General features: G+C 53.0%; 20 protein-coding genes. 13 read left to right on the plus strand and 7 right to left on the minus strand.

The window, feature by feature from the left end; translation table 11 throughout:
* Positions 1-119 precede the first annotated feature (119 nt).
* From ASQ50_RS21820 to ASQ50_RS13370, 3 genes are read right to left on the minus strand one after another with little or no spacing between them, the layout of a single operon-like run.
* A complete protein-coding gene (locus tag ASQ50_RS21820) occupies positions 120-449 on the minus strand; it encodes a HipA N-terminal domain-containing protein (protein WP_058091415.1) in 330 nt (109 codons plus the stop codon).
* A 19-nt stretch (positions 450-468) separates the two neighbouring features.
* Positions 469-1,323, minus strand: a complete 855-nt coding sequence (locus tag ASQ50_RS13365) for a metallophosphoesterase family protein (protein ID WP_068351519.1) — start codon at positions 1,321-1,323, stop codon at positions 469-471.
* Entirely contained in the window at positions 1,320-1,562 is a 243-nt protein-coding gene (locus ASQ50_RS13370; RefSeq protein WP_068351522.1) for a hypothetical protein, read from the minus strand. The genes ASQ50_RS13365 and ASQ50_RS13370 overlap by 4 nt, the downstream gene beginning before the upstream one ends.
* A 264-nt stretch (positions 1,563-1,826) precedes the next feature.
* Here ASQ50_RS13370 and ASQ50_RS13375 point away from each other — a divergent pair, with 264 nt between their 5' ends.
* From ASQ50_RS13375 to ASQ50_RS13415, 8 genes are all read left to right on the plus strand, one after another.
* Positions 1,827-2,432 carry a 3'-5' exonuclease gene (locus tag ASQ50_RS13375; RefSeq protein WP_068351525.1) on the plus strand — a complete coding sequence of 202 codons (606 nt, stop codon included), beginning with the start codon at positions 1,827-1,829 and terminating at the stop codon, positions 2,430-2,432.
* Entirely contained in the window at positions 2,429-3,061 is a 633-nt protein-coding gene (locus tag ASQ50_RS13380; protein WP_068351528.1) for a metallophosphatase domain-containing protein, read from the plus strand. Before ASQ50_RS13375 ends, ASQ50_RS13380 begins: the two co-directional genes overlap by 4 nt.
* Before the next feature lie 29 nt (positions 3,062-3,090).
* On the plus strand, positions 3,091-3,399 hold the full coding sequence (locus ASQ50_RS21070) for a DUF551 domain-containing protein (RefSeq protein ID WP_156510014.1): 309 nt from the start codon (positions 3,091-3,093) through the stop codon (positions 3,397-3,399).
* Between the two features lie 11 nt (positions 3,400-3,410).
* Entirely contained in the window at positions 3,411-3,650 is a 240-nt protein-coding gene (locus ASQ50_RS13390) for a hypothetical protein (protein WP_058092363.1), read from the plus strand.
* Between the two features lie 4 nt (positions 3,651-3,654).
* A complete protein-coding gene (locus tag ASQ50_RS13395) occupies positions 3,655-4,122 on the plus strand; it encodes a nucleotidyltransferase family protein (protein WP_082888494.1) in 468 nt (155 codons plus the stop codon).
* Between the two features lie 351 nt (positions 4,123-4,473).
* The gene (locus ASQ50_RS13400) at positions 4,474-5,316 is read left to right on the plus strand and encodes a hypothetical protein (protein ID WP_058092364.1); all 843 of its coding nucleotides are present in this window, start codon (positions 4,474-4,476) and stop codon (positions 5,314-5,316) included.
* Positions 5,317-6,249: 933 nt separating this feature from the next.
* Positions 6,250-8,613, plus strand: coding sequence for a site-specific integrase (locus ASQ50_RS13410; protein WP_058092366.1), 2,364 nt, complete (start codon positions 6,250-6,252; stop codon positions 8,611-8,613).
* Positions 8,594-11,860 (plus strand): site-specific integrase, encoded by a 3,267-nt coding sequence (locus tag ASQ50_RS13415; protein WP_058092367.1) that lies wholly within the window; start codon positions 8,594-8,596, stop codon positions 11,858-11,860. The genes ASQ50_RS13410 and ASQ50_RS13415 overlap by 20 nt, the downstream gene beginning before the upstream one ends.
* Before the next feature lie 252 nt (positions 11,861-12,112).
* On the opposite strand, the gene ASQ50_RS13420 is transcribed toward ASQ50_RS13415, so the two are convergent.
* Genes ASQ50_RS13420 through ASQ50_RS13430 form a run of 3 tightly spaced genes read right to left on the minus strand, consistent with a single transcriptional unit; the run spans position 12,113 to position 13,851 of the window.
* On the minus strand, positions 12,113-12,415 hold the full coding sequence (locus ASQ50_RS13420) for a hypothetical protein (protein WP_058092368.1): 303 nt from the start codon (positions 12,413-12,415) through the stop codon (positions 12,113-12,115).
* Positions 12,408-13,622, minus strand: a complete 1,215-nt coding sequence (locus ASQ50_RS13425; protein WP_058092369.1) for an Arm DNA-binding domain-containing protein — start codon at positions 13,620-13,622, stop codon at positions 12,408-12,410. The genes ASQ50_RS13420 and ASQ50_RS13425 overlap by 8 nt, the downstream gene beginning before the upstream one ends.
* Complete coding sequence (locus ASQ50_RS13430) at positions 13,615-13,851, minus strand: hypothetical protein (protein WP_035232406.1); 237 nt, start codon at positions 13,849-13,851, stop codon at positions 13,615-13,617. Before ASQ50_RS13430 ends, ASQ50_RS13425 begins: the two co-directional genes overlap by 8 nt.
* A 151-nt stretch (positions 13,852-14,002) precedes the next feature.
* Between ASQ50_RS13430 and ASQ50_RS13435 the strand changes: the two genes are divergently transcribed.
* From ASQ50_RS13435 to hhe, 3 genes are all read left to right on the plus strand, one after another.
* Positions 14,003-14,209: a helix-turn-helix domain-containing protein gene (locus ASQ50_RS13435; RefSeq protein ID WP_058092370.1), complete on the plus strand. Its 207-nt coding sequence runs from the start codon at positions 14,003-14,005 to the stop codon at positions 14,207-14,209.
* 29 nt (positions 14,210-14,238) lie between these two features.
* Positions 14,239-15,153 (plus strand): restriction endonuclease, encoded by a 915-nt coding sequence (locus tag ASQ50_RS13440; RefSeq protein WP_058092371.1) that lies wholly within the window; start codon positions 14,239-14,241, stop codon positions 15,151-15,153.
* 384 nt (positions 15,154-15,537) lie between these two features.
* A complete protein-coding gene (hhe, locus tag ASQ50_RS13445; protein WP_058092373.1) occupies positions 15,538-21,057 on the plus strand; it encodes a DUF4011 domain-containing anti-phage protein Hhe in 5,520 nt (1,839 codons plus the stop codon).
* A gap of 118 nt (positions 21,058-21,175) precedes the next feature.
* Here hhe and ASQ50_RS13450 read toward each other — a convergent pair whose 3' ends face one another.
* Positions 21,176-22,429, minus strand: a complete 1,254-nt coding sequence (locus tag ASQ50_RS13450; protein ID WP_058092935.1) for an IS256 family transposase — start codon at positions 22,427-22,429, stop codon at positions 21,176-21,178.
* Positions 22,430-22,770: 341 nt separating this feature from the next.
* Here ASQ50_RS13450 and ASQ50_RS13455 point away from each other — a divergent pair, with 341 nt between their 5' ends.
* Positions 22,771-23,334: a recombinase family protein gene (locus tag ASQ50_RS13455; RefSeq protein ID WP_058092594.1), complete on the plus strand. Its 564-nt coding sequence runs from the start codon at positions 22,771-22,773 to the stop codon at positions 23,332-23,334.
* 274 nt (positions 23,335-23,608) lie between these two features.
* Positions 23,609-25,723 carry a site-specific DNA-methyltransferase gene (locus ASQ50_RS13460; protein ID WP_058092593.1) on the plus strand — a complete coding sequence of 705 codons (2,115 nt, stop codon included), beginning with the start codon at positions 23,609-23,611 and terminating at the stop codon, positions 25,721-25,723.
* Positions 25,724-25,726 lie beyond the last annotated feature (3 nt).

Consider the following 25,726-nt stretch of genomic DNA (forward strand, 5'->3'; position numbering starts at 1 on the left):
TTAAATTCAGGCGAAACCGCCTACTGGACAACTAGGCTGACAGAGGGGGATGTCAGGGCACCAATATATGCCTCGGGACTCGCCGCCCACCTGCGAGATGGGGGCAGGTGGGCGCTGCTCTAATTAGTCGGCACAATGGTTACCGCTCCCGCAAGATCGAGCCCATTATTGATCAGCAAGGTAAATAGATCGTTAGAGTGAATGCCTTGGCGGGACGTCTGTACCTGCCGTAGCCACCCCTCGGAGCAGAGACCGCTGAAATAAGCCGGCAGTGGCCCCTCTGATACATAGGGCTCTGGGCGCAGCGGCAAGCTCCAACTCAACGGTTGGCCCGCGTTCTCCAGGTATTGCTCGTCGTACTGAAATTGAGATCGACTCCCGATACGTTCGAGGTGACCAGCTAACTCATCATGCAAGTATACGGCTGCCTTTGTGCTAAGAAGGCCCATCAACGTCCCCTTGTCACGGTTACTTTTTACCAAGTGTATTGGCCGGCTTTTGCTCGAGGCTGTTCGTGTCTGGCACAACCACAACAACTCGTCCGTCCACGTTCAATACTTGCCCCTCACCCATCGGAATCAGCCAGGGCTCCTCCCATCGTGTATGGCCGAACACTGTCAGGCCCTCAAAACCAGAACGTAGGGAAAGCTCAAGATCGTGATCTCCCCGTCGGTCTGGGCGTCTCGGGTCGGTTGGCCCTTGGTGCAGCAGAAGGATATCGGGCTTTTGATCCGTCACACTTTCCGTCACCTGTAAGAACGACTCAGCGCTTCTTCGTTGACTGCGATGTGGATTGCCAACGATACCGGACACGCCACCAACGGTGAGCCCATAGACATCCTCAACAACATCGCCATCAAGAAGATCGACTGCATTTGAAAGTCGCTGGGGGTCGGTTAATTCATCGTGGTTACCCAGAACGCCAATCACGCGTGACGCCGCCCTGGTAAACGCCTCAAACACAGCATCCACGGGCCCCGAGCCGCCGCGTTTATGGCAATCCGGGTAGTCATAAAGATCGCCACAAGCGAAGATGGCGGCCGGCCGCGGAGTCTGGCCAGTTTCCACTAAGGCGTTTAACTCATCCGCGACGACCTCACCAAGCAATCGATTGGCACCCCCAATTTCGCGGCCCTGCAGATCCGACACGAACACCAACGATTGAATGCCCGGCGGAATGCCGTTTGCAAAGGCCCGGTGGAAGGACAGCCGGCATCGTTGAGGTTGCCGAGCGCCACTGGTTCGGTAAGGCAGTTCGTGAAAGGGTGTGGTCTCGATGCCCGTAATGACGAGCGAGCCTTCGTGACGCGACTGGCTATTCACTCATCACGCTCTCGGTTCGACGGTTGATCTCGATCCTCCATAAAATCCTCGCTGATGCCTTCACTGTCAAAGAACTCATCCCAGACAGGGTCGGTCGGGTGGTCATACTTCTTCACCGACCCACGGAGCTTTTCCAATGGTGTGAGCTCCTGCTCAAGGGGCTGAGCCAGCTCATCCGCATGAACTGTGTGGGCATTCAGACCTTTTAGCAATACGCCCTCTGTGAGCCGCTTGACCATTCTTTATCTCCATCCGGAATCATTTTTCGGTCTCTCGCCAACGATGGGCGCGCCAGAAAACGCTCCTTTAACGATAGGCCGCCCGGCAAAAAAAATCTACAAATGATTTTTTGAAAAAGTCAATAAAATCAACAAGTATGCTCAACGCATACAATTGTATTTGAGATTTTTTTGAGGCATCTTGGGTTAAAGTCGGGTGACGCCTTCACAAATGTCTGATGGCAACGGCCCAAAAATCAGCCACACCGTGCGAGTGCCCGAGAGATGAAACCTGAAACCCTTCTCGTGATCGATCTGGAAGCTACCTGTTGGGGCCACCAGCGCACGCCCGATGGCGAGCCACAGAGCGTCGAGAACATGGAGATCATTGAGCTCGGATGTGCGCTGGCCACCCGGGAAGGGCAGGTGTTGGATAGCCAGTCGTTTCTGGTGCGCCCCACTCGATACCGGGTTCTCAGTGGATTCTGTACGGAGCTCACCAGCATCACGCAGGCGATGGTTGTTGAGGCGCCGGATTTCCCACGGGCAATTCAGTTACTGAACGAATGGCTTGGAAGCCCGTCGGAGGATTTCCTGTGGTGCAGCTGGGGGAATTACGATCGCTTGCATCTGTTGGCACAAAGTCAATTAGACGATGCCAGGCCTTTGCCATTGAACTACCCACACTTGAACCTCAAAAGACTGTGGCGCCGTACCACGGGCCTGAAGAAAAAGACCGGGCTGAGCAGTGCCCTGGCATTCCACGACCTGACCTTTGAGGGCAACCACCATCGCGGGGTAGACGATGCCCGCAATATCGTGAGGCTGTTACCGTTTATGGATTGGTCTTTGGAGTCCGAACTGTTAACTCCACCGGAGATCTCCGAATGAAGCTGGTCTGCATATCAGATACCCACAGTCTGCACTGGCGAATCCCCGAGATCCCAGACGGCGATGTGTTCATTCATGCGGGTGACTGTCTAGGGCAAGGCACGCTGGAGAACATCGAAGATTTTAACGACTGGCTGGGAACGCTGCCGCACCGGCATAAGATCGTGATTGCCGGGAATCACGACTGGGCCTTCCAGGAAACCCCGGAACTGGCACGGCAAGCCCTGACCAACGCCATTTATCTGCAAGACAGCGGAGTCGAGATCGAAGGTGTCCGATTCTGGGGTTCTCCCTGGACACCCACGTTCATGGATTGGGCGTTTATGCTGGAGCGGGGCGAACCGCTAAACCAGAAATGGCGGCTCATTCCGGGCGATACTGATGTGCTGATCACCCATGGGCCACCCAGAGGCATTGGTGACGAAGCCAATATGGGGTTCAAAAGCCAGAACGTTGGTTGTGCTGATCTACTGGCCTGCATTCAGGAACTTGCACTCAAAGTGCACATTTTTGGCCACATCCATGAAGGCTACGGGGAATACCAGCAGGGACAAGCAAAGTTGATCAATGCAAGCACCTGCAACGCACGGTATGAGCCGCGGAACCCGCCGATCGTGATGGAGATATAAATCGGCCAATTTTGATTGAGGACGGGCTCATGTCGTGGATTAACCCCAAGGATCAAATGCCTGAAGATCGGGAGATTGTGATCGCTTTGTACCTAGGATGTTGGTCTGGTCGTGGAAACAGCGGCATTACTGATGCTTATGCTGTGGATAGGCAATGGGGCAATATTCCTGAAGGGGTCACGGTTGTTGGATGGATGCCTTTGCCGAATAAGGACGCATTGCCTGAATGGCTTGCAACATCATTTGATGACCACGCACTCGTTGATCTGTGCAAAGAGCGGATGAATGAAAAGAGCGTGCACGCTAATCTGGATGACGACGAATATTCCATGCTCTGAGGGCGTCTAACGTGACGGCAGAAGAACTGATCGCACAGCTAAGAAAGCTACGACCGGAAACACCGGTGCTGGTTGAAGGCTACGAAACCGGCTTGGATGACATTGTCGAGCTCACCCCCGAAAAGGTTGTCCGGTACCGGCATGCTCAGGAGTGGGATGGCGAATATCAGACGCTGGACCGGTTCTCCAATACAGATACCAAAAGGCTGCCAGCCGTGGTAATCCATGGTCGCCGAGGCCACAGGAGGTAACGTCATGACAGAGAAGAAGACCTGTCACCTGGATGACCTCATAGCCCAGTGTGATCCAAGCGCGCCCATGCCGGAGGCAGTTCGGGAGTGGGATCAGGCAACATTGGTCGGCCTGGAACAAACTGTGATGGGTGACCAGGTGGATATCCGGAATGCGGTTCTGGTGTTTCGCGAAAAATTGGCGAATAAGTTCGATGCCATCCAGCTGATCCTGTTTGGCAGCCGAGCCCGAGGCGATTATCACGACGAAAGCGACGCGGATGTGGCGGTTATTTTGGCTGGTCAGCCTCGTGATTTTGTGGACACAAAGCTGGCGATGGCTGACTTGGCGTTTGATGTGCTCACTGAAACCGGCGTTCTGATTCAGGCCCTGCCGGTTTGGGAGAGTGAGTGGTGTAATCCAGACAACTACTCCAACCCTGACCTGCTTCATGCCGTCGCACGGGATGGCATTATTCTCTGGCAGAGATGACGTCTGACCAATACTTGCGGCTGCTCGTTCTAGTCAGCGACCCGGGTGCATGATCTTGGCCATGCTCTGATAAGAGCGAGCGAGAAGACCCCAGTCACCCGCAGGGCAGCCCCCCTCCATACGGTAACCCCCTCAATAATAAATCTCGGTAAGACGTGGCGCGAACGTCTGATCTGTTCAATACGCGCTACTGGATTCGGTTCATCGATGATTAATCGGGTCCCGAGTCGTCGGTCGAGAGCATGAAAAATTTAGGCCTCATGTCTGGAGGTAGGCGTGTGTACATACTGAGGTCATGTTTAGAAGCTGGTAGTTTCAGTTATCAACGAATTGAAACAAGGAGAGCTAGCCGTGAGCAAAAAAAACGATGCAAGCAACGCCGCAGTCGCTGGAGCAGTGTCTGCCGCCTGTATTGCCAGCGCTGTCAGTTCTCTGGGAGATCGCGCACCTGAGGTAACCGGTCAACTATCCGCAAGAATCTTACAGGGAAACGGGTTTACCAAAATCGCTAACTATCAGCGCCTGGTTTTCATAACAGTTTTTTTGTACGCCGCCGTAATTGGAGGTCTTTACTGGCTCAAGGTGAACAATCCGCAGCTGTCGGGGTTCCTCGGTATCATGGTAATGATTGGCGGTGTAGGGGTTAGTCTTGGAATTGGGTTTACCCTCTGGTTCCAGCTACCACAGTATGCATCGTTGAAACTTCGCGCACGCTGGTGGCCTGTTGAGGAGCGTATGCGTGAACGCCAGCGAGCTGGCTGCGTCGTTTTGGGTAGTCCCCTGGCTGATGTCGTTTTCACTACGCCGTTTTATCTGATAGGGATCGCGATTGCCCTGCCGTTTTGGGTTCTTGGGATGATCTTTGAAATCCTTCGGACGATGTTTGTGCCCAATGCGCATTATCGCGGCGATGAAGGAAAGTATTTCGACAAGGTCCGTAAGCAATATGCGGTTCAGTGGAGCAAGTATGGTGAACGGCATGCCCACGAATGGCTAAGCCAAGCCTACAGTGGTCTGCTGAGTGATCCCGGTACCATTATCCCCTGGAACGCTTGGAGCAATGGAAAGCACAATGCTCTGTTGGCGCCGATGATTAAACGCCACGGCCCGATCAAAAAATACTGCAAGGGTTCACCGGGACAACCTAAGGGAACCATTTCTAAATCAATACCCGCCAAATACAGTGCTATCTAGAGTTGGTGACGCTGAACTTCGCACTTCAAATAACCGAACTATGGCGCTGATATCAAATGGCCAGCGCCAAGGTTTGGCACACGACGGTCTGCGCCTAAAGCCGAAGCAAAGGGGAGCAGGCGCGGCATAAATTCGATTCAAACAACAGTTCTCGATATCGGTATGCGTAACGCCTACAACGATTTTTGGAAAGTTCGCTATCGGTATGCGTAACGCGTACAACGATTTTTGGAAAGTTCGCTATCGGTATGCGTAACGCGTACAACTAATTGATATTGAACAAAAAGTTACATTTTTCAGGGTTGCTTCTGAGCGCTAATTCGTCTCGAATAAAGGGCAAGGGTCATGCCGAAGTGTTTCAGGCTTGACGGTAAGATCGCTAATTCGAGGACTGAGTACGATGAAGAATTCTGGATTGACCCTTCGAAAAGTTCGAGTCGAGCAGCTTCGTCTCTCAAACCGACTATCAGCCAAGTTGTGGGCGCAAGCGCTGGACATCGAGAGTCGGTTGCGGAGTCCGAAAGCGTTGACGGTTGACGCAATTCAGTTGCTCGCACGGCTCCATCCTGTTCACGTGGTCGACTCCGACCGCGGTAATAGAAAGTTCGATGTCATAGCAAATCACGCGGTGGCGAATCTCGCTTTGCGACTTCCTCTGAAGTCGAAACTGCAGGTTCTCGTTTGGTCCGAGAACGAAATCGCCTCTCCGCAGGAATCAATGTTTTTGAGTTACTTGCTGTTCGGGTTGGGTGCCGGGCAACAGCGAGCCGTTTTGAGACTTTATGAGTCGCTCACCCAGGGTCAGCGAGACCGCCTATCGCCGCGACTCAAGTCGCGGTCAGACCTAGAGCGGCTGACGGGAGTCAGTCGGAAAATTGGGCTCCAAGACCTGGCCGCCATCGCAAAAGACGATCAAATTGGGCTGGGGTTCTGATGGATATTCGCAACACTCCGGACCTATCCAGCATGTACCCTAATGATCTTCTGTCAGGTCTTATCCAGCCTCGTGAGGACTGGTTCAGGGTGGCAGACATTCTTGGATTAATTCCTGAACTCCTGTCGGCATTCGATCAGATCGGCCGCCCTTTGGCTGGCGCAAACCAACTTCGACAATGGCTCGAGGAAGGCGGCGATGAGGGATTAACTGCGCGGCTGGAGGCAAGCCATCGTGGGATCAGCGGCCTCATTACCGAGTCCCCCATTCACGCAATGCTGCTCAAACTGTCGTCGAAGAGAAACGCTCCTAAACGCCTAGAACTGGTGGCGTTGGTGCTATCGCTGGCAGAGGAGTGGCGAGCTGAGTTTTCCGGTACCGATACCTTCGGTTATCACGATAGAGTTGACGGCGCCTGCAGAGCGCTTCGATTACTGTCTGAGGAGGGGCTCGATCGCGTGCCGGACTTTAGGCAGGACGTAGAAAAGTTTTCTGAAACTTTTCGGCGGCGAGTCGACGGCCTTAGTTCGCGAGTATTGGCGGAGGGCCAGATACGTTACCTCAAAGAGCTGGAGCGCTTTTTCCGCTACTTCCTGGGCGAAGGCCCCGTCGTTGAGAGAGCGCTACGCGGGCCACGACATGTAGACGAGGAATTGACCAAAGGCCGCTGGCTTCGGGAAGCGACCAGTCGTGACTCTGAATTTGACGGACACCAAGAACCAAAGTTTTTCGTTGACGCGGTCTCTAAACAAGCCCTGGAGCGCCAGAGGCTTGACGGTAACGCACCCGATGAACTGCTGAAGAGCACAGTGATTGTTGACCCGGAGGAGAGTCTCGCGGTGAAAAGGGGAGCCTCCAGTCGACACTCCATCCGCCGAACAGGGATCAAGCGTGCAGGATTGCGACGCGCGAATCGAGTGTTACCAGGTCGGTGGGAATCACTGAATGAGCAAGATCTGCGCGCCTTTCTTCAATGGATTACGTCGGACGGAAACGTCCTTTTTCTTGAGAAGCTTTTACTCTTACTGATTTTGATCACAGGACGTTCGGCGCAATCTATCTATGACTGCCGGGTGGTCCAGAATCGCGTTCAGTTGCCGGACAAAATTGATCCACAGGCGGTTTATATCATCCTGGAAGAGAATGCTTGGGCCAGCGGTGTTTTGAAGCCGGCGTCGAGAAGAAAAAAACGGAATGTCTGGGAGCCTCATCTGACAACGGTGAGCGAGGTGTTCATAGCACCAATACCAACCCAAATTTGGATGCAGCTGTTCGATCCTGTTTGGGATGCAGCTAGGCAGGCTAAAAAACGCTCTGTTCGTCTCTTTGGTAGTCATTTGAACACGCGTGTGCCTCGTTTCGAGAAACTACTTGAGGAGTCACGGGAGTGTTTGATGGCTTTAAGACATGCTCATGGCGCTCGCCTCACACTCAAGAGACTCGAATCCGCGTTGTTCGCAAGCCTGGCGGTTCAGTTCGCCGATACGGTGGAGGCGTCTCTGGTTACCGGATCCCAACCGCCTTTTGGGCAAACGGCGGCTCTCTATTATCAGGCCAGCCCCCTCTCCAAATTGGTTGACGGCTATCGGCAGGTGGTAAGCGCGTGGGATGCCTTTTTGCCGCAGCTTTTCTCAGAGCGTGGTGGGGCTCAGGAAAGAGACGACACGCCAGTAGGTACGCCTTATGTTGCGCGTGAGGGCTCAATTGTAAACGCCACGACTGCGCTGCGGGGCGAGTTGGAAACGCTGCGGGGGCGTGGCGAACTTGAAGCGATTCGCGAATTCCACAACCTCTATACGGCGTACACGCATTGGATGTTGTTGTGGTCTACGGGCTTTCGAGCGGTTCATGACCCAGTCGGCCGTCCCCAGGAAATCAATCGCAGAAGAGGCTTTGTGTTTATCGCCGATAAAACCGGCGACGGAAATGCCCATCATCGTGCAGTGCCTGCGCCAGATCGGTTGCTGGAGCAACTCGTTCTCTACGAGCGTCACTGCGAGGCCGTTCGCAGTCGAACTTATCTAATGGGTGCAGGTGCAAACCCGCATGCTTTCTTTCTGTATCTTGATGAAAAACTGAGCATCCAGCCTGCAACGCCCGCACTTCTCTCTAGTGAGCTTGAGCGTTTTTTCGCGCTGCCCATCAACGTCAGCCGTCACAGCCTTCGCAGTTTCCTTCGAAAGCACTCAGTTCCGGGCGGACTGGTAAACGCCTTTATGGGCCACTGGGGAATTGGCGCCGAGCCATGGGCGCGGTACTCCACATTAGACCCTGAGTTTTTCCGGGCGTCGGTTGCCCCGGTGTTGGAGCGGTTAATCGATTCGTTGGGTTTTGAGGTGGTGTATGGCATTGATGGAAAATGAGGGAATCGGCTGCTGGGTGGGTTGGTTGCGTCCGGTCGAACGCCTTGAACGAAGCATCCGCCGAGGGCGGAGTCGTGAGCTAAGCGGGGAGGAAAAGAGGACGGTTAGCCGAGCGGTTGCCAAACTTCGACGGCTTGAAGAGGTAAACCGCCGACTTCGGGATAGTTGGCCGGACCTCTTCGCCGGTCAGTTTGATGTGAGACTGAGCGACGATGAAGTAGAACGGCTCGTCACTGAGGTCTGCCAGAGCGATTCTGGCATGGAGATTCGCGATGCACAGCGGCACCTGGTTACCGGACTCTCTCGTGGGGTAAAAGAGTTGGGCTGGGACGTTGCTGTGCCTGCTCCATACACGTCGGTGTCAGTCCTTCCGTCGCTCTTCAGTACCGAAACAGCGGAGCGGCTTGCTCGGTTCGACATGGTTCAAGATCGATATCTTGAGTGGCTGCAAGGAACCACATCAGACGGGCCTCGCGATATCCGTATCGATGCCGGCGAGTTGCTGTTCAGCTTCGCGTTTCACACAGGGGTGGCTTGCCATGGTTGGTTCTCAGAGCTCAGCCAGGCCATTGGCAAGGATCTGGAGACATATCGCGGCACCTACTGGGTGACGCTGGAAAAATCCTCTGGTGCCGGCAAAGCAGGGCTCGGCGACAAAAAGCGCAGAAGAATCATCCTTGCGCCGATGACGGCCTTGCTTTTGAGACGCTGGCACCGACACTGGTCTGGGCGATGGCCTCAGGAAGATACCAGCGAAGAGTCACTTCACGTGTTTACTCAGCATATTGGGTTGGCATCGTTAACGGTGCGTGAGTGCCAAGCTCTGTCGGAGTCAAACCTGACGACCGTGGTACCCGGATTCCTCGTGCATTACGCGCGAACATTGGACTTGGGAAAGTCACTCAGGAGGGAGAATTGGGCAAGGTGGTTAACTGGACAGTTTCATCAGACCCAGAGCGACGTAGCCGCCGGGGATAGCGATGCCCCGAGTGCCTACGTCCCCATTGAAAACGACGTACCGCCATCCGAAACACCCGCCACTGACCAAGTACAATACTTTTGCGATCTCGCCAAGTGGATGAGCAAGTTCGTCAGCCTCTCAGAGAAAATCTCAGTGTTGGCGGATTATGATCGACGCCGGCTCGTGGCGGAGTTCAGGCACCGCACCCGAAAGGATATTCAGAGGGTGTTCAGACAGGAGGGTGTCTCGGCGCTGTCCCGGATGCTAGCGGAGTATTCGCTGTTTCTCATTGGATCAGACGGTGCCCTGGACACAGATCTCGTCCGACAGGCAAAACACTATCATCACCTTCAAAGACTGCTGGACTATTCGCCGGACGTACTCAGCGCCTCAACGCTCGATGCTGACGAATGGCAAGCCATCTATGACGCGATCTTAGAGGTCAGTCCCGGAGACGCAGGGGCTATACAGGCCGCATTGTCATCGTGGCATGAGTTTCTCCATACGGCCTATGGGTTGGAGCGCGTGCCTTCGGAGGTGTCTGATGGCGGGGGAGTGGATGCCGCCATATTGACCGAAACGGAGTTCGACATAGCCAAGCAGCAGCTGCTCGCTGCCGGTGGCGACTATGCGCGAATGCAGCTGGCGTTGCTCATTCTGGGGTTCCGTTGCGGCCTGCGGCGGAGTGAGGCGTGGTCCAGACGATTTGAGGATTTCCCGGGACTGGGTGTTGAAGGCGTGCAACAACCGGAGCTTCTCGTGCGTCCAACGAAAACGGTCGGCGTTAAGTCCGCCTCTGCGGTTCGCAGGCTGCCGTTGGCCATCCTGCTGCCAGAGGACGAGCAGCGTTGGCTGGCTGAGTTCATTCTGGATCGGCAGCGTCGGTTACCGACGAATAATCGCGCAGCACCGGTGTTCGCGGATCCGGTCAGTGGCGACTTTCGCATCACAGAGCCCCTGGTGTTCTCAGATCTGACGCTCCTGTTGCGCCAGGTATCTGGAGACGATTCTTTCCGCTTCCACCATCTGAGGCACTCGTTTGCTTCCTTCAATCTGATTCGGTTGCTGGAACTGAGCGATGGGCAACTGTTGTCCTCCGAGGGTAGTCCTCAGTTTGTGAGCGACGCTGACGCTCATGAAGGCGGCAGTGAACCGCTCTGGCGAAGAGCAGGATTGGGGGACCCCAGCATGAGTCTGGCGCTGTTGTCGCAGTGGCTGGGGCATTCGAGTGAACGCGTGACACTGCGAAGCTACGCCCATGTGTTGGATTTTTTGCTAGGCCAATACCTGATTGCCAGGGAAAACCCGGTACTCACCCTAGCCCAACAGCAGGTGATTTTGGAAAAGTCGCCTGCGGCTTTGGAGAAGTTTCGGCATCGCAAACGCCTGACCGATCGGGCGTCGACTGCGGCAGACCTACTGAGCTGTGTCCGAATTCGCGGCGCACGACCCATTGAAGAAAAAGGCAAAACATACCCGACAGAGTTCGATATTCAAACGGCGCCCCGGAAAACGCGTCACCTCAACCCGCTGTTGCCCTATCGGCTCGCCTTGTTGGTCGATCAGTATTCAAGCCGAACATCCGAAGCCAGCGTTGGCGAAGCTTTAGCGCATGCCGCATCGCAGTTGGATATTGATCAACCCCTAGCTGAAGCCTGGCAGGCGAGGGCATCAGCATTATTCAACCTCCCGATGCCAAAAGCGGACAAGCTGGGGAGGTTCTCACTCAACGCACCTAGGAGCGATGTCGCTCGAGTGAACTTCTCTCTGATTTTTCGTGCCCCGGAGCTCTCGAATTTTCCCGTACCGCCGCAATCCAGAACGGCATTTCAAGAGATGATGGGGTGGTTCGTGCAACTGGCGGACTGGGCAGAGCGGGATGCTTTGGCGGCGAGAGACTCGCTTCGTCTTACCGCAGAGGCGATCCAGCGGTCGCGGCCCAATATCCAGCCCCGAGGACGAGAACGACAACTTGCGTTTCTCAAACTCATTCTTGAGCTCAGGTTAGTGAGGCACTTCGAGCCTATTATCCATACTACTGACGCGAACTGGCCCGCTGCTCAGCAATTCTGGGCGCAAAACTCCGGACTTCCCAAGACCCGGTTTCGGCAGGAGCTCGGCGTTCTGAAAGATCCGCCAAAAGATGGGATTCTGCATCTAAAGCTTAAATCGCCAGGAAAGGCCGGAAGCTACTTCTGGGCGGCGCTGAGGTTTTTGGTTTTTACCGGTTGCGTGATGTTCGATGCCGTCCCTGGCAATGCAGATTCTCAGGTCGCAGGTTCGTAATGGGTTATGATCAGCCTGCCTGGTTGTGGGTAAGACCGCATGCAGAGCTGTGCACGAATTCGTTGCCCGAGCTCAGGGTTGCCGAACATCTGGGACTCCTCATATCGTAGGTAAGCGAGAGTCTGGCGACCACGACAGAGCAACGTCAATCGGACAATCGGTTCTCCGGTTCGTGGGATAACGACAGGCAGTTTTGAGATTACAGTGAACCGATCGTACCAGGACACCAGCATCGGTCGCTTTGCGTTGAGGTTAGCCATATCGACGCTCCTCGTCATAGTCGTACTCAAGGCGCAGAAGGGCGCTCAGTAGCGTTGGAAGGGACTCACGTGATGGTTCCATTGCGTGGCGAGCGAGTTGGTCGCGCACCCAAGTTTCCATGGCTTCAACATTGCTTCTTTCACCGCCAAGCCCGAGAAGTGTCACTACATGACGATCTTGTTGGTTGATGCCCACCGCAACACACAGGCTAGCGGCAAGGTTTCGAATAACCCGCCGGTTGGCCAGGGCAGGGGTATCGCTCGTGAACAGTCGGTAAGGCGTATGATCAAGCATCGTTTTGCTCCTTCTCGGGCGTTTCTCCCGCAACCTTTTCCTGCTTGAACTCGGTGATGAGCAACCGCTCGAACGCCGAGCCATCGCGCCGCGTAAGGTTCGGAACGTAGCGGCTGTATACCCGAAACAGCATCTCCGTCGTGGTGTGTCCCATCTGCCGGGCAATCCATTCCGGGTTCTCGCCAGCAGCCAGCCACAGCGTGGCGGCAGTGTGACGAGTCTGGTAAGGCCGGCGCTTTCGCAGGCCCAAATGGCTGAGCAGGGGATACCACACCCGCTTGGTGACGTTGTTGTGCTCAAGCGGATTGCCTGCCCCATTACAGAACACAAAGGTGTTGTTGCTAGTGGCCTTGCGCTGGTCCTTTAGTGCGTCGAAGACGAGCTGTGGCATTTCAACGTGCCGGTAACTGCCGTCGGTTTTGGTTTGTTCGATTTCCCCGTTCACCAGAGCCTGGCGAACTAGAATCTGCCGGCGCTGAAAATCGACGCAATCCCACTGCAAGCCGTCGATCTCTCCGGTCCGAAGACCTGTAAAGAAGCGAACGGTGTAGTAGTTCCTGAAGTCCGCTCGAACCGTGGAGAGAATCAGCCGAACCTCCTCCAGTGAAAATGGTTCCACATCCGAGCGGGGCACCTTCAGTGATTTGATCCCCTGGTAGGGTGAGGTAAACTCATACCGGTTGGCTGCCTCTCCCAGAATCATGCGCAAAGGCGTCATGATGCGGTTAATACGGCTGGCGGAAAGTGGCTTTTTGCTCCGGGTTTCTACTTTGGCGAGTGACGCCCGGAACGAAAGAATTTCCTGCCTGGTGATGTGGCCAACCTCCTTCTCCCCAAACTCCGGGATCAGGTAGTTTTTCAGCGTGCCTTCGATGGTGGTGATGTGTGACTTTCGCCACTGCACCCGCATCTCATCCAGCCAGGTTTCACAAAACTCACTAAATAACGGCGTGTCGTGTGCTTCGCGAGAGCGCCGGAGCTCTGCTTGCCGCGTAAACTCATGGGCTTTGGGGCTGTTTGGGAAATATTTGTGGTACTCGAACGTACCCAGTGTGATTTCCGCTTCGATTCGTTTGAGAATCGCCTCGAGTTTTTTCCGATTTGCGGGCGTGTTATCAAGAGCGGTTTGCTCTCGGCAGCGTTTGTCCCGGTAGCGGAAGTCAAAGAACAATTTGCCAGTCTCTGGCCGCTCTACAATCTTACCCACGGCACACACCTCCCCGTGCCATCGGCACGGCAAACACAGTGCTGCTGGCCTGGTCAAACATGTCTTGCTCGACTTTCTCCCAGATATAGAGAATCTTTCGGCCGCCAAAGGGGCGGAAATAATGGATGCCCTCAAGCAGCACGGAATCCTTCAGCCGTTCACGGATGGTCCGAACATCGTATTTGATGCGTTGAGCGAGCTCTTCGGTGGTCAGATACTCTTGTGACATAACAATTCACCTCTGCTATGGTTTGGTGCTGGAGAACATGGTGCGCTGTTAGCGCTTCAAAATGTCCTCCTGAAGATCATTATGCACTCATAAAGACCTTTTGCAAGTCTTTTTGATCTCCTGCGGGTTAATTTGTTCTTTGGTGGGCCAAATGATTAAGTGCCATCTGTCCAAACTGATGGGTGAGAAAAAGCTCAAGATTGTTGATGTGGCGAGGGATACAGGGGTGAATCGCGGGACGATTACCCGGCTGTATCACGAGACTGCGAGCCGGGTAGAGTTGGAAGCAATTGATGCCCTTTGTCGTTATCTGGACTGTGATGTAGGCGATCTGTTCGAATTTAAGAAAGATCAGTAAACAAGTTCTGGTGAGGAGCAGTTCAGGCAATGGCGATTCCAGATTTCCAATCGGTCATGAGACCTGTCCTTTTGGCCGTTAGTGACGGCGCAGCAAAACCTTTGGCGGATGTGCGAGAGACAGTAAAAGAGCATTTTCGGTTGACGGAGCAAGAGCGAAAGGAGCGTTTACCGTCAGGAAACCAGACGGTGATTAATAACCGGGTTGGGTGGGCCAGAACTTACCTTAACAAAGCTGGGCTTTTGACCATTCCTGAGAGGGGAATGGTGCAGATCACTGAGCGTGGTCAAAGCGCGCTGCAACAGGGTCCAGACCGCATAAGTGTCACCTGGCTGAAGCAGTTTCCGGAGTTCCATGATTTTCACTCCCATAAGTCCAAGCCCGCCCCCAATAAGATTGAAGACGAAGAGGAAAGTCTGGAAGAGGCAACACCTGATGAGCAGCTTTCTTCTGCGCACCAATCCTTGATGGCGAGCCTTGCTGACGAAGTGCTGGACAGTATTCGACAAGCATCGCCAACGTTTTTTGAGAAGTTGGTGGTCGATCTGATGATCTCGATTGGATATGGCGGCTCAAGACGAGAAGCCGGCCAGGCCACGCAAGCTACCAACGACGATGGCATCGACGGAATCATTAAAGAAGACAAGCTGGGTTTGGATACGATCTACCTGCAGGCGAAACGGTGGGCAAATACGGTTCATCGTCCCGAGATTGATAAGTTTATCGGTGCATTAACCCGCCAGAGGGCTCGGAAAGGTGTGTTCCTAACGACATCAGATTTTTCCGCCGGAGCACGTGAAGCAGCTGCAGGATTGGATATGAAAGTAGTACTAATCGACGGGCGCGAGCTAGCCCAGTTGATGATTGAAAACAACCTTGGGGTCAACGTGAAAGAGACGTATGAAGTGAAACAGGTCGATTCCGACTATTTCATTGAAGACTAGTGCTTTGTACCTTTTAGCGTTGCTGTTGGCCGCCAAACTGTAGTAAAAGGTTACGGGGTGATAACGGCCTAATTATATAGTTATTTGCATTGACGGGGCACTATGGAACAGCGGCCTTACCTCGCGTCAGATATTAGCCGATTGAGCCGGCTGGTTAACGAGAATACGCGAGACAGATCCCTTCTAGAAACCGTCCTTTTCGAATTACAGTTCCGCAAAACTGGGGCCGCGAAACAACTTAAACGTCGGGCAGAGCAACTTCTTTCTGCCCTGGCTCAGGGGTCCGATAGTGCAGAAACAGAGCAATCTCTGGGCTCCTCTACGCCAAAGCAAGATCAACCTCGGGTCGGAAAACCGAAATTGGAACAGGAATCTAGCGGATCCATGTCTAAAGAACAAAACCAACAAACAATAGAAAACTTCCTGAGCTCTGTAGATCCGTTTGTGCTTGAATCGTTGGAGCTCATGCGCAAGAAACTACTCGATCTTACCGCCCGAAATAGGCTGCTTAATTTTCCAATCCAGCAAAAAAGCGCTGCGCTTCGGATAATCGATGAAGTTCCTAATCAGTTGTGTTCAGAGCTACTCGTAGAGCGCGAGCTGAAGTTTAAACCTGTTCCGCATCCCACTCGTGAGCAACTGATTCAGCATGGCTACCTGGAGATCGATGATGATAGTGGCGAAGAACGGCAAGTAAAGTCTAGTCCCGACGCACGAGAGTGGGCAAAAGTGCTTGGCTTTTACGTTCATTATGAATTGCCAAGAGAAGATGAAGTGCCTGGCGATGATAAGCACCAAGACGATTCCATCCAGGTACTACTTTATCCTCCGGAAATGGAGTCCAGATTACGAGCAATCCGAAGCAAAGCTCAAACGGCGTTAGAGGAAACAGGTGCAAGCATTTTGTATCTCTCACTCGGCTTCCTTGAGTGGGCTGAGAACGATGATGCCTCTAAAACGCGACTTGCTCCGCTGTTCACAATCCCAGTTCACCTTAGCCGAGGAAGGCTTGATCACAGCACCGGAACCTACCAATACACTCTCAGCTATACCGGCGAGGATATTCTTCCGAACCTGTCGCTCAAAGAAAAACTTGCGCTCGATTTCGGGCTCGCGTTGCCTGAAGTGTCAGAGGATGAGTCCCCCGAAAAGTATCTCGACAAAGTTGAGAAACTGATAAAAACGACGAAGCCGGACTGGTCAGTTCGTCGTTACGGAGCACTCGCTCTGCTGAATTTTGGCAAGATGTTGATGTATCTTGACTTGGACCCAAAGCGTTGGCCGATTGATGATCGTAACTTGGTTCAGCACCCACTTGTTCAACGTTTCTTCAGAAGTTCGGAGAATGCAGCGGGTGGGAGTAGCGGTTCCGGTTCCGGTTCCGGTTCCGGTGAGCATTTCATTGATGCCGTTGGTCAGGTTCATTATCTTTTCCCAATTATCGATGATGCTGATAGCTCACAGCACAGTGCTTTGATTGACGCTGTTAACGGTGAAAACCTTGTCATCGAGGGGCCGCCAGGCACTGGTAAATCTCAAACAATAACGAATTTGATTGCTGCAGCGATGCTCAACGGCAAAAAAGTCTTATTTGTCGCAGAAAAAATGGCTGCTCTCGACGTAGTTAAGAGTCGCCTCGACAAAGCTGGACTTGGAGATTTCTGCCTTGAGCTACACAGCCACAAATCCCAGAAGCGAAAAGTTCTCGATGATATAAGTGCTCGAGTCACCGCACAGAAGCACCTCTCCTCTACTCAGAGTATTGATGCTGAAATCGCTCGGTATGAGGAGTTGAAGGATCAGCTCAATCAGTATGCCCGGGAAATCAATATGTCTTGGGCCAACACGAACCAAACAATCCATGAGATTTTTAGTGGAGCGGCCCGTTATCGACAGCAACTTGCGATCCGCCCAACGGATCTTCACGTTGCAGGCCTGTCTGGGCGCGAACTCACCGACGTGGTTCAGCTCAAATTAGCGGATCAGGTCAAAGAGTTTCAGAAAATCTACCGAGCAATGATAGATCAAGTCGGTCAAGGTGCGAGTCTTAATGATCACCCGTGGTCTGGCGTTGAAAATACCGCCATTCAACTGTTCGACTCAGAGCAAATCGTTTCCGTACTAAATCGATGGCAGCATTCTTTAGAGCGTTTAGAAGCTCACAATCAGCGGATCGCGCGAGCATTTGGTTTTGAAGCGTTGAACCTTGCGTTAGTGGATCGATGTGAATCCTTAGCTTTGGATCTGAGAGATTTACCTGAACTCTCTCGAAAAGAGTTGTTCCAGGCTCTTGATCGCCTTGACCAAAATACCCAGTCAAATGTTGAGTTATTACTGCATCTGCATCGGAATATTCAGGAAAACTTCGAGGCGTTGCAGGAGGATATATGCTCGGAAAAACTTAGTTCCATTGCTGAGGGCGGGAGTTTACCGCCGTTTCCGGATCTACATCGTCTAACTGGGGCAGATCGTAAAGAGAAGTTCTCAAATATTGTTCGAGCGATTATCAAGCTCCAGAAAATTGAGAGCTCGCTTGCTCCTCTTGATCGGCATTTGCAGGAACTGAAATCCGCACTTCCCTCTCCACTGAGCGAGCATTATGGGCCGACGATCGTAGGGCTCGACTCTGCAATAAAGATGATTGAATTGATTGGCTCTTTGGACGGTTCGTTGATCAACCTCAGGTCTGCTCATTTCGATGAGGACGACTTGGATGCAACCCTCGAAGACCTGAAAGAAAAAACGAGTTATTTACGCTCATTACGTAAAAAAACAGCCGAGAGCTTTGACCTAGAAAAACTTCCAAATTCAAGAGAGTTGAAGTCAATTCAAGCTCAAATTCAACGCGAGGGAATGGGGAAGTGGTTTTCAGGAGACTGGTGGCAGGCCCGTAAGCAGTTAAAGGCATTGGCCGCCAACCCAGATATTAAAGTTAAAGAACTCAGTGAAGTCATTGCCGAGTCGATTGAATACGTATCCGGCATGGAGGCGTTTGACTCAAATCGCTATCAGCTCGAAATAGGCTCGGGCTTTGATGGGTTAGAGACGGACATTGGCGCCTTGAAAAGGCTCCGGGAGTGGTACAAACGAGTTAGGAGCATCTATGGCATTGGGTTTGGTCAAACCGTGGTGATTGGTGACTCGATATTTGCTCTCGAAAGTAGGTTATTCAAAGGTATTCAGCAGCTTGAAAGTAAAGGGATTACCCGAGAGCTCAGGGATAATTTAAAAGCATTGGAGGAAGTGCGCGAGGTTATCCCTAACATTCAGCAGGAGCTGGATAGAAATCGGAACCTTACTGGCGATGATGGCTCACTGCTCACTGAGCACCAGCGATTGAAGGCAGCGGGCGCGATGATTCAGCACTGGTTCAAAAGCGATGAACTCTCGGTTGAGTTCATCGAGGACCGAATTGACCAGTTGAAACAACTTGAGCAGGCTAGGTCAAGCTTTGCAGAAGACACGCTGCTTGAAGAGCTCTTTTCGCCTCAGGCTAAATTGGCTGTCGGTCCAAATGCTGATAACAAAGATGCGCTCGAGTCCATCCGAGAGACACTGGATTTCGCAAATTACGTTCAGCGCAAGCTCCGATTTGAACCTCTGAGACAGGTTATTCTGTCCATCAAAACTCACGAGGAATATGAGCTCCTTAAGGCCGAAGCAGAGGGCTACCTGAAAGCGTGGAGTGAGCAGGAAGATGCGTGCGAACTATTCAAAAGCAAAACTGAACTGAACTCTGGACAGTGGCTGGTCAGCCCAGGGTGGAGTATCGAGGAGCTTAGCCAGAGAAACCTCTGTGCAATACAGAAGCCGGAGTGGTTGAACGATTGGGTCAACTTTGTTCGCATCCGAAACGAAATGCGGGCTCAGGGCCTCGAGCCGCTTTGGCGTATGGTAACTAATGGAAAACTCTATATTGAACGTGCGGGCGAAGCCTTGAACCTCGCAATTTATGACCAGTTGTCCAGAGAGATTCTGGTTGAGAAGCCTCACCTTGCCCGAATCTCTGGGAAGGGCCAAGAGGCACTGCAGAGCACCTTCCGAGAATACGATCAGAAACTGAAAAAGTTACAACGTAAGCGAATCGCGAATGTTCTGGCCGAGCGCCATGTGCCCGAAGGCTTCGCAGGAGGCAGGAAGTCTGAATATACAGACATGGCGTTGATTAAAAACGAGTTGGGGAAGAAGGCAAGGCATATTCCGATTCGCCAGTTGGTTAATCGGGCAAGCAATGCCTTGTTGGCGTTGAAGCCGTGTTTCATGATGGGGCCAATGTCAGCTGCGCACTACCTCAAACCAGGCCATCTGCAGTTTGATTTGGTGGTCATGGACGAGGCATCCCAGGTTAAACCGGAAGATGCACTTGGTGTTATCGCCAGAGGCGCTCAACTAGTGGTGGTTGGTGACCCAAAACAGTTGCCGCCAACCAGCTTCTTTGATCGACAGGACATGAATGACGATGACGAAGAGACTGCTGCCGTAGCGCAGACAGACAGCATTCTTGATGCTTCCTTGCCGCTCTTCAAAATGCGCCGTCTACGCTGGCACTACCGGTCACAGCATGAAAGCTTGATTGCGTTCTCGAACCGTAACTTTTACGACAACGATCTTGTGATTTTCCCATCACCTCATGCCAAGGCCCAAGAGTACGGCGTTAAATTCAGTTACGTGAAGGGCGGGCGTTTCGTCAATCAGCACAACATTGAAGAAGCTCGCGTTGTAGCAAAGGCGGTCGTGAAGCACGCGGTGAAACATCCGAATGAGTCACTTGGCATCGTTGCGATGAGCTCCAAGCAGCGAGAACAAATAGAGCGAGCCGTAGAGGAAGAGTGCAAGGCCGACAATGCAGTTGCTGAAGCAATTGAAGCGCTCCGCAATCTGGAAGATGGCCTTTTTATCAAGAATTTGGAAAACGTTCAGGGAGATGAGCGAGATGTGATCTTCATCTCTTGCACGTATGGCCCGACTGAGATTGGTGGGCGGGTTTACCAGCGATTTGGTCCAATCAATTCAGACGTGGGTTGGCGGCGCTTGAACGTTCTGTTTACACGCTCAAAGAAACGGATGCATATTTTCAGCTCCATGCGCTCTGAGGACATACTTATTTCAGAGACTTCCAAGCGTGGTGTCATCGCTCTGCGCAACTTCCTGGATTACGCCGAGAAAGGCAGTATGGAAGGCGCGCCAATACATACCGGGAAGGCGCCCGACAGTGATTTTGAGGTGTCTGTTATTGAGGCCCTCCATCAGGCCGGTTTCGAGAGTGAGGCACAAGTGGGTGTGGCCGGATTCTTCATTGATATCGCGGTCAAAGACCCTGGAAAGCCGGGGCGCTATCTGATGGGCATTGAATGCGACGGAGCAACGTATCACTCCGCGAAATCTGCGCGTGATCGCGATCGCTTACGCCAAGAGATATTGGAACGGCTTGGCTGGAGAATTCGACGGATCTGGTCGACGGATTGGTTCAGTAATCCCCAAGGTGAGCTTGAGCCGATTATCCGTGAGCTTCATAGTTTGAAGACGGAAAGGCGAGAAGATGTAGAGCTCTTCGAGCTAGATGCAGAACCTGTCGAAGAGGTTGAGACAAGCCCGGGCCTTGAAGCACCGAGGGCTATCGAGTTGTTCGATGACGTCGCCGATTTGCGTGGACGTTTAGAATCGTTTGCCGACACCATCATTGCGAAGCAGTTTCCCGATACGCCTAAGGATAGGCGTTTGCTGCGGCCGGCCATGATTGAAGCACTGGTTGAACATGAACCAGTCACCTCATCGGAGTTTGTGGAATTCATTCCAGAGTATCTGCGAAAATCCACGGATGCCAAGGAAGCCAAGATGTATCTAGCCCAGGTTTTAGAAATTGTCATGGGGTCAGAAGTGTCCCAAGATGATCTGCTGGGCTAGATCGAGAGCAATAATTATTTTTTCATAATCATAGAGAAACAATGAATTAGATATTACCGATGAACTCTTGTCCAATGTCGAAAAACCTGGAGTTATTGTCAAATCTGGTGTATGACCATCAGGCAGCGTTCCTGTCAGATTGATCTTCCACCTGTATTCCATCCTGAAACTGTACGTTATCCACGACCAGCTTCAGTTGGTCGAACCCCTTGATCCGCTTCCAGCGTTTCTGGGCGGATTGGAGCAGTTTGAACACCATCGATAACGTGGTGTCCCGGTTGCCACAGGAGCGGCTCCGCTTGGTTCTGAGCCTCACCGTGGCAAACGTGGATTCAATCGGATTGGTGGTCCGCAAGTGAATCCAGTGAGTCGCCGGAAAATCGTAGAAGGCCAGCAGCTCATCCCGGTCCTTCTCCAGGTTTTCCATGGCCTTCGGGTACTTGTCTCGGAATCGTCTCAAGGTGCTGTCGAACGCCTTGTGGGCGCTGTCTCGGGTCTCCGCCAGGTAGATTTCATGCAAGGCTGACTTCACCTTCGGTTGTACCGACTTGGGCAGCTTGTCCAACACGTTGGCGGTCTTATGCACCCAGCACCGCTGATGCCGGGTGTCCGGAAACACCTTGCTCAGAGCCTTCCAGAAGCCCAGTGCGCCGTCGCCAACAGCCAGCTTGGGCGAGGGCTCCAAGCCACGTTCCCGCAAATCCGTGAGTAGCTCTCGCCAGCTGGCTTCGGACTCCCGGTGGCCGTCCTCGACAGCCACCAGCTCCTTGTGACCATGCTCGGTCACGCCGATGATCACCAGCAGGCAGAGCCGGTCATCCAGACGGACGTTGCTGTACACGCCGTCAGCCCACCAGTACACATAGCGTTTCTGACTCAGGTCCCGTCGCTGCCAGCCCTTGTGCTCATCAAGCCACTTCGACTTGAGCCGGGAGACCGTGTTCGCCGACAGGCCATTGGCCTGCTCGCCGACCAGCGCGCTCAGGGCCTCCTGGAAGTCACCGGAGGAAACGCCACGCAGGTAGAGCCAGGGAATCAGTTCCTCCAGACTCCGGGCGCGCTTCAGGTACGGTGGCAGCAGGTGGCTGTTGAAGCGAATACCGGAGCCACTGCGATCCCGGACTTTGGGAACCTGGACTTCTACGTCGCCGACGCCTGTCTGAACAGCGCGTTTGGGAAGGTGCCCATTACGCACCACAGCACGGCGGCCATCCGGCGTCTTGACGTCCGCGTACTGCTTCAACAGGCTCTCCAGCTCCGTCTCAACGGCCTGTGCGATCAGGTCCCGGGCACCCTGCCGGATCAACTCGTGCAACGGGTCGTTGCTGGCTACCTCTGGTTGTGAAAGAGCATGCAGGTTAGACTCGGACATGGCGTATCATTCCTCTGTTGGTTGTGATCTTGGCGGTGATCAACCAACAGGATACGCCACCCCTTCAACCTGCTTCCATACACCAGAAATCACCATAACTCAAAAACCTGGGGTGCCAGATAGACCGAGAGGGTTTGGATCTCTCGGTCTATGGCGGGTAGCCGCCTACCTGCTGTTCATCAAGCTCTTGGATGAGCCGTAGTGAAACGAGAGCTTGCGCACTTGCAACCAAATGGTCGTTTGTTGAACACGCCGGCTTTCCCCATAAAATTACCCGATTTCGGCTTGTTTTATGTCCAACAATCAAGTGCAACAATCTATGATAAGAAAAGGCTCCTTTTATGATCATAGGTTATGCGCGCGTCAGCACCCAAGACCAAAACCCCGAACTCCAAGTGGACGCCCTGGAGAAAGCCGGGGCCGAACAGGTCTTCCAGGAAAAATTTACCGGAACATTACGTGAGCGGCCCGAGCTGTCGCAGTGCCTCCGTATGCTCCGGCCGGGTGATGTCTTGGTCGTTTGGAAGCTGGATCGCCTCGCTCGATCTTTGAAGGACCTGGTAGAGATAGTTCAGGACCTACACGATCGCGGTATCGGCTTTAAATCTCTGACGGAATCCATTGACACTACCAGCTCAGGTGGACGCTTGGTTTTTCATATTTTCGGTGCCCTGGCAGAGTTTGAGCGTGACCTGATAAGAGAGCGGACGATGGCTGGATTACAGGCTGCCCGAGCTCGTGGGCGAATGGGTGGAAGAAAGCCTGTTATGACCGGCTCAGATGTGAAAAAAACGGCGGCTATGCTGTCCGATCCGATGATGACCAAAACAGAAGTTGCCCTGCACTTCCACGTCAGCCGGACAACGTTGAACACTTCACTTAAGCGTGAAGGGTACGCTATGTAAAGCGCGGGAAATTATCCATGGTTTGGTAGGTTTGGTTTGGCATAGCGCATTCGTTAATTAGAGGACGACCCTGCTCGAATATAACCACTCACATCTATTCCAAGGTCTAAAAGCAAAGCTAGTGGTTGCTGCCACTGCGGTCATCAATGGCTTTTCAGTAGCCACAAGAGATAGCAGCACTTTTTAGGCCGCGGGTGTAACAGCAATCAACCCGTGGAAAACATAAGCAAGTTTGGCCAATTAATAGCAAAACCAAAAGAATTAGGAGCCGTTAGTGTCACGACTGACCGATTTGATTGCCAAGGCAAAAGCCAAAGACGCGGCGTTAGGGGCCGAGCTGGATCGAGAGTTCAGAATGCTGTCGTCACGGTTACCCTTCGGGCTGAACTTCGAGCGTCATAGCCCGGAAGCGGTAGAATTGCCGCTGCGACCGATTCGGAAGGGTGACAAGGTACGCGTATTGCCGGAGCGTGGCTCCACCAAGAAAGGCGATCAGCGGCTATGGCAGGTGAAGAGCATCCAAAGAGCTAAGAAGTTCGCTGTTTTGGAGTTACTGGGTGCCGAAGAGAGCGAAACGCAAACCGTGGCGCTGGATGACTTGGTGGTGGTAGCCGAGTTCCGCGACACCATCTATCCAGGGCTAGTCAGTACGGGCAAGGTACAGCGTGGGGAAGACAAGCCATGCCATACAGTCATTAATGGTGAAAACTACCATGCCCTGAAAGCACTGACCTACACCCATCGCGGCAAAGTGGATGCGATCTATATAGACCCACCCTACAACACCGGGGCGAAGGACTGGAAGTATAACAACGACTATGTTGAAAGCGATGATCAATATCGTCACAGCAAATGGTTGGCCATGATGGAGCGCCGCTTATTAGTGGCGAAAGAGCTGCTGAATCCGGTGGATTCAGTGTTAATAGTTGCGATTGACGAAAAAGAATATTTGCGGTTGGGTTTGTTGTTAGAGCAAACCTTTCCAGATGCGCGCATTCAGATGGTGACTGCTGTTATCAATCCTCGCGCTGGCGTGGCGAGGCCTGATGAGTTTACGCGAACTGAAGAGTATCTATATATCGTCCAATTTGGCTCGTCGAGTGTGTTGGCGGCCCCAATGTCGGGGGAAGAGGTTCCTGTAAAGAATACTTCCCCGATATGGTTTTCTCTCATGAGAACTGGATCGAATAGTTCACGAGAAGCTCGACCAAATTTGTTTTATCCGATATGGGTAAGATCCGATGGCTCTTTGCACTCAGTAGGCGAGACAATTCCGTTGGGCGCTGACAGAGAAGAGGTAAAACCTCCATCCCCGGATGTCAGTGCCGTTTGGCCTATTCGTCCGGATGGTTCTGAGAATACTTGGCAACTTGGCTCAGTATCAGTTCGTGCTGCATTTCGAGAAGGCTCTGCTCGGCTTAATGTCTCTGGGACACGATTTACAGTAAATTATCTTAGGGCGGCTGAAAAACGTCGCATTGAAAATGGTGAGATTGATGTTCTTGGGAAGGATGAGTCAGGCGCGCTGATCCTTCGCCATAGGGAAGGGGCTGTTCGATTAACAAGGCCGCGAACAGTCTGGACAAGTCCCGCTCATGACGCCGGTTTGTATGGCTCGACATTGCTGCGCTCGTTAATTCCGAATAGAAAATTTCCCTTTCCGAAATCGCTCTATGCTGTCGAAGATGCACTTCGTTTCTTTGTGGCCAAAAAATCCGAAGCCATAGTTCTCGACTTCTTTTCGGGTTCAGGTACCACGGCCCACGCTGTAATGCGCCTGAATAAGCAGGATGGTGGGCGCCGCCAGTGCATTTCAGTAACAAATAATGAGGTTGCCGCTGACGAGCAGAAAGCATTGCGTAAAGAAGGCTTAAGGCCTGGCGATCCGGGCTGGGAAAAATTAGGCATCTGCGACTACATCACCAAACCCCGCGTTGCTGCGGCTATCACCGGGAAGATACCGGACGGTGAGCCGATTAAGGGAGATTACAAGTTTACTGATGAATTCCCTATGTCGGATGGCTTCGAGGAGAACGCCGAGTTTTTCACCTTGACGTATGAAACCCCGTTATCGGTCAGCCACAACCTGGCGTTTAGCCGAGTTGCGCCGCTGCTGTGGTTGCGCGCTGGGGCGCGTGGGCGTCGTATTGAGAAGCTTCCCGCCGATGGATGGGCTGTGGCCGATGCCTATGCACTGTTAAACAACGTGGATGCAGCTACACCCTTTATCGAGGCACTGGCCCAGGTGGATGGGGTACGCATTGCCTATATCGTTACCGACGATGACCGCCGCTTCCAGGCAATCGCCAAGCGGTTGCCCGATGGCGTTGAGCCAGTGCGCCTGTACGAGTCTTATCTCACCAACTTCAGCTTCACCAACGGAGAATAACGG

It is taken from the genome of Marinobacter sp. LQ44 (genome assembly GCF_001447155.2).
Classification (GTDB): domain Bacteria; phylum Pseudomonadota; class Gammaproteobacteria; order Pseudomonadales; family Oleiphilaceae; genus Marinobacter.